Raw genomic sequence first — 4938 nt, 5'->3', positions numbered from 1 at the left:
TACAAACCAGATATCGAAAATATCACCGTTCAAAATGAGCAGATCAGCTTTTCCCACCAGACTTTCCAGAAATGATAAGACTCTTTTTCTGCGAGCAGAATCTTCTTCGTTTTCGGAAAATTTCAAATGGAAGTCGGAAGCGATGTAAACTCTCATATTTCCATGTAGTTCGGAACCTTTAGTCCGGCTACTGACGGATTGTTCCGAAATCCTTTTACTCATAATATTTATCAAAATTTGTTTTGGATCAGAACAAGTTCTGATCTACATTGTCATCAAATAATAAAACAAGTTAGCACCCATCTGAAACGCCTGCTTCTTGATTTCCGCCGGATCATCGTGAGCATTGCTCCAGCCATCGCTGATATTGGTCTCGTAAGTATAAAGAAGCAGCATCATACCGTTCTCATCAAAGATCGCAAAAGCCTGCGGACGCTGATCATCATGTTTGTGTATCTTGGGCAATCCCTGTGGAAAATCGTAGTAACAGTGATAGATCGCATGATTGGCAGGAAGTTCCACCAGTTCTTTGTCCGGGAACACTTTTTTAATTTCCCGTCTGAATGATTCATTCATCCCGTAATCATCATCAGCATAAAGGAATCCTCCCCGCAATAGATATTCCCGCAGATTTTCCGCATCTTTCTCTGAGAAAGCAATATTTCCATGACCGGTCATATAAATAAAAGGAAATTCAAACAGTTTGGAATCTGACGGCTTGACTTCTGCCTGCTCGATAGAAAAATCTGTATTGATGTTCTTATTCAGAAACTTCACCAGATTAGGAAGAGCATCAGGATCATTATACCAGTCACCTCCGCCATCGTAATGAAGACGGGCAAGCTGCGGTTTTTCCGATGCGGAAAGAACTACCCAAGCTATAATTAATAATATAATAACGATTTTTTTTCTTTTCATTTTCTATTTATTCGAGTCATAAGTGAAGCAACGACTCGGAACATTTTTATTTCGACTTGTCATTCACCACGAGTCGAAATTGTCCGACTGAAAAAATTTGTTTACGGAAATATGGCAAGTAAAAAAAAAGGAATGAGGAATAAGGAGTCAGGAATATGGATCTGTATGAGAAAATTATAAGTGAGGAAAGGTTCTTTTTAATAGCCGGACCTTGTGTGATCGAGAATGAAAAGGTTATTTTGGAAGTTGCGGAATTCCTGAAAAGGGAAACTTCTAAAAGAAACATAACTTTCATCTTCAAATCTTCATATAAAAAAGCGAACAGGACTTCTATTCATTCATTTTCCGGTTTGGGAATCAAGGAAGGTTTGAGGATCCTGCAGAAAGTCAAAGATGAGTTTGAACTTACCATTTTAACAGATGTTCACGAAACGATTGAAGTGAAACAGGTTTCCGAAGTAGCTGATATAATCCAGATTCCGGCGTTCCTTTCTCGGCAGACGGATTTAATAATCGAAGCAGCAAAGACCGGAAAGATCATCAATCTGAAAAAAGGACAATTTATGGCTGCGGAAGATATGGAATCTGCGACAGAAAAAGTTACTTCTACAGGTAATCAACAAATTCTCCTGACCGAAAGAGGAACGAGTTTCGGATATCATAATCTTGTTGTTGATTTTCGTAGTTTTGCGATCATGAAGAAACTCGGTTATCCGGTTGTTTATGATGTTACGCATAGTCTGCAGCAGCCTTCGCTCGGAAAGATTACCGGCGGAACTCCCGAATATGCTCCGATGATGGCAAAAGCAACTCTGGCAAGCGGAAAAGTCGCCGGCTTGTTTATCGAAACTCATCCCCATCCGGAAGATGCGTTAAGTGATGCAGCGACTATGCTTCCACTTAATTCTTTGCCTGATATTTTGGAAGAATGTTTGAGGATAATGTAAAACAAGATGCTATCTTGTTCAAGAATATATAACAACTCAGCGAGTTGTTTTACGATAGAGGATTGAATGAAAGATTTCAAAAAAATTAAACTCTTAATATTAGATTGCGACGGAGTCCTCACAGACGGGAAAATAATTTATAATGACAATCGCATCGAGATCAGGAATTTTTCTGCGAAAGATGGTCTGGGAATCAAGATGTTAATGTTTGCGGGAATCGAAGTTGCAGTTATCAGCGGGAAATATTCCGAAACCTTAACTAAAAGATGTGAAGACCTGGGAATCAAACATGTTTTCCAAAAGATCAGGAATAAACTCAAAGTTGCGGAAAAATTATTTAAAGAATTGGATATGAGTTGGGATAATGTCGCTTATATGGGAGATGACTGGAATGATTTTCCGGTCATCAAAAAAGTGAGTTTGTCTGCTGCTCCTAATGATGTAATGGAAGATTTTAAGGAGAAAGTTGATTTTATTTCAACTCGAAAAGGCGGGGAAGGAGCAGTTCGGGAATTCATTGAATTTATCTTGAAGAAACAGGGAATTTATGAAAAAGTTTTGTTGGATTTTATCTCGTTTTTGGAAAATAGTTAGAACTCACTTCCAATCCCTCTCTTTGTCAAAGAGAGGGGAGAACAGGAATTCGAATCTATCGAGTTCACCCAAGTTTCTCTTCTTTGTTAAAGAGTGGATAGGGGAGTTTGGTAAACCTAAAATTTTCTACTTTCTAACAATTATCGTATTCATCTCTTTCCTGGTTTCCTGCACTTTTTCCGAAGAAAGTTTTTCCGGGAAAAAAGATTCCAAATTACCGGATGAAGAAGCTGATTCCGTGAAGATCATTTCCATGACAAAAGATATTATTGATTACGAATTAGAAGCAACTCATATCGATAGGTTTTATAAAAAGAAACTAACTCTTGCTGATTCAATATTTATCACGACCTTTAATCCTGATGGTTCAATTAAATCGACATTATCAAGTGATAAAGCAGAAATGGATGAAGCGAAAAATATTCTGACCGCAATCGATAATGTTATCGTAAAAAGTGAAAATGGGATAATGAAGACTCCCTTCCTAATCTGGAATAAAAATACGGACGAATTTTATGCCAAAAATGGTGTTACTTTGATCAGAGAAGATAATGTTTTGCAAGGTCAGGAAATGAAAACCGACGGAAATCTGGAAAGGATCGAGATCATAAAAGTTTCTGCTGAAGGCAAGATTGATGAGAGTGAGATTGACTGGTAATATTGTCATTCAGAGGTATCTTACAAAGGGACTCTATCAAAGAATCTACATCTTTTTTTTGAATTTCAAGTTCTTTTTACTTGGAGATTCCTCGAGAGTGAAATCAGGAAGAATCCGTCTCTTTCAAGAAAGAGAAAAACTCGGAATGACAATGTTATTTCTGTGTTTCTTTATTTTTCTGTTCTCTGAAGAAACAGAACTTCGTCCTTATAAATTGATCAATGCTGATACTTTGATTGCCAGAAAGATAAATGAAGAATATATCACAAACCTGAAAGGCAATGTTCATTTTTTTTATGGAGAAACAGAATTTTATACTGATTTTGCTGAAATCTTTGAGAAGAAAAAAGTCACGAGAATGATCGGTAATGTGAAGGTTTTTGATGATACATTGAGTTTGTTTTCCGATAAAGTGGATTATTATCGTTTGACCGAGCAGCTATTTCTTGAGGGCAATGTTTTTATCCAGGAAACCCATCAGGACTCAACGATCAGAACTTTCGAGACAGACCGAGCAGAATATTACCGCAATGATAAGAACTTGATCGCAATAGATAATGTGATCGCTTTTGATGAAAGAGAAGATTTGAGAGGAACCTGCGGTTATCTAACTTATAATATGAATGATGGTTACGGTTATTTGATCAAAAGTCCGATCTTAACCGCAATCGGAGAAGATTCTTTAACGATCTCTGCGGAAAAGATCGAATATTACAAGGAATTTCAGAAGATCGTTACCACCTTTAATGTTGTCTCAGAATCAAAGGATTTTACGATCACGAGTGATTTCCTCTTATATTTCAAGGAAGAAAATAAAGCATTTTACCTGGGAAATCCGAAATTTATTTCCGAGATGGCAATTGCTTCGGCAAATGAATTTCAACTCTTTCTTGATGAGAGAACCATCAAATATGCAATTCTGAAAGATTCCTGCCGAGTTGATTTCAAGTCTGAAGAAAACGAAGAAATGGTAAATTGGATAACTTCCGAAAATATGGAATTCAATTTTGTCGATGGACATTTAGAAATATGTGAAGCAACAACTAATGTGGATTCCTATTTCAAGCAGGATGAAAAGGAAGATAAAGATTTTGCTATAAATGAAGCCCAAGGTGATAAACTAACGATTTCAATTAATTCAGATGAGGAAATCGATCAAATCGGGATGCAAGGTAGAGTTTCGGGGAAATATAAATTTTTGGTGAAATAAATTTTAATTCATTCTAAAAAGGAAGTAATTTGGAAACTGAAGAATCAGTTATTGTCCTCTATCTTCTTATTAACCACCAACTTAAGTTGGTGGTTAATGAAAAAGGAAAAATTATTAACCGTTTTAACGGTTTCTAATTTTATTGAATTTGACCTTTTTAGAGTGGGCTTAAATTTGTTTATCCACGAATTGCACAGATAAAATTTCATACTGATGGAAGTGTGAATGAAATCAAGATTTCAAATTTCGATTTAATAATATAACTCAAGTTTCGCAGTAATAAAAAAAACCCTTGTTAAGCTGTCCATTATACACATCTTTTTTTTAGTAACATCATGAACGGCGTATTTCCTTTTCTGTTTGTGTTTGATTCCCACACCTGAAGGTGTGGGTTATTGATTTATCCCAATTTCCAGGAAAATCCGAATCAATAGCCCCTACCTTCAGGTAGGGGAACACTCAAACCTTTTAGTAGTAGGCATTCCCAGACTTATGTATAATGGACAGATTGTTAGGGGGGATTGTTTGGAATTTCCTAAAGAATCTCTGCGGAATCCTTTGAACTCCCCTTCATAAGGGGAGATTGAGAGGGATTAATGATTCTTCTAAAT

The 4938-nt window shown here is 36.5% G+C and carries 6 protein-coding genes; 4 read left to right on the top strand and 2 right to left on the bottom strand.

What is annotated here, in order from left to right; all coding sequences use genetic code 11:
• Positions 1-222, bottom strand: a 222-nt coding sequence (locus tag ENL20_07180) for a hypothetical protein (protein ID HHE38340.1), incomplete at its 3' end; no start/stop codon positions are given.
• 42 nt (positions 223-264) lie between these two features.
• On the bottom strand, positions 265-918 hold the full coding sequence (locus ENL20_07175; GenBank protein ID HHE38339.1) for a DUF4159 domain-containing protein: 654 nt from the start codon (positions 916-918) through the stop codon (positions 265-267).
• A gap of 155 nt (positions 919-1073) precedes the next feature.
• Between ENL20_07175 and ENL20_07170 the strand changes: the two genes are divergently transcribed.
• The 4 genes from ENL20_07170 to ENL20_07155 all read left to right on the top strand — a co-directional run bounded on the left by ENL20_07170 (position 1074) and on the right by ENL20_07155 (position 4327).
• Positions 1074-1865: a 3-deoxy-8-phosphooctulonate synthase gene (locus tag ENL20_07170; GenBank protein ID HHE38338.1), complete on the top strand. Its 792-nt coding sequence runs from the start codon at positions 1074-1076 to the stop codon at positions 1863-1865.
• A gap of 66 nt (positions 1866-1931) precedes the next feature.
• A complete protein-coding gene (locus ENL20_07165; protein ID HHE38337.1) occupies positions 1932-2459 on the top strand; it encodes a 3-deoxy-D-manno-octulosonate 8-phosphate phosphatase in 528 nt (175 codons plus the stop codon).
• A complete protein-coding gene (lptC, locus tag ENL20_07160) occupies positions 2413-3117 on the top strand; it encodes an LPS export ABC transporter periplasmic protein LptC (protein ID HHE38336.1) in 705 nt (234 codons plus the stop codon). The genes ENL20_07165 and lptC overlap by 47 nt, the downstream gene beginning before the upstream one ends.
• Positions 3095-4327 (top strand): hypothetical protein, encoded by a 1233-nt coding sequence (locus tag ENL20_07155; GenBank protein ID HHE38335.1) that lies wholly within the window; start codon positions 3095-3097, stop codon positions 4325-4327. The genes lptC and ENL20_07155 overlap by 23 nt, the downstream gene beginning before the upstream one ends.
• The last annotated feature ends 611 nt before the right edge of the window (positions 4328-4938 follow it).

The organism is Candidatus Cloacimonadota bacterium, assembly GCA_011372345.1.
Taxonomy (GTDB): domain Bacteria; phylum Cloacimonadota; class Cloacimonadia; order Cloacimonadales; family TCS61; genus DRTC01.
This window is presented reverse-complemented; position numbering and strand designations above follow the sequence as displayed.

Excerpts from the sequence above, each read along its gene's own strand:
- ENL20_07165 (HHE38337.1), top strand. The coding sequence starts at position 1,932 with ATGAAAGATTTCAAAAAAATTAAACTCTTAATATTAGATTGCGACGGA.
- ENL20_07175 (HHE38339.1), bottom strand. The coding sequence starts at position 918 with ATGAAAAGAAAAAAAATCGTTATTATATTATTAATTATAGCTTGGGTA.
- ENL20_07155 (HHE38335.1), top strand. The coding sequence starts at position 3,095 with ATGAGAGTGAGATTGACTGGTAATATTGTCATTCAGAGGTATCTTACA.
- lptC (HHE38336.1), top strand. The coding sequence starts at position 2,413 with ATGAAAAAGTTTTGTTGGATTTTATCTCGTTTTTGGAAAATAGTTAGA.
- ENL20_07170 (HHE38338.1), top strand. The coding sequence starts at position 1,074 with ATGGATCTGTATGAGAAAATTATAAGTGAGGAAAGGTTCTTTTTAATA.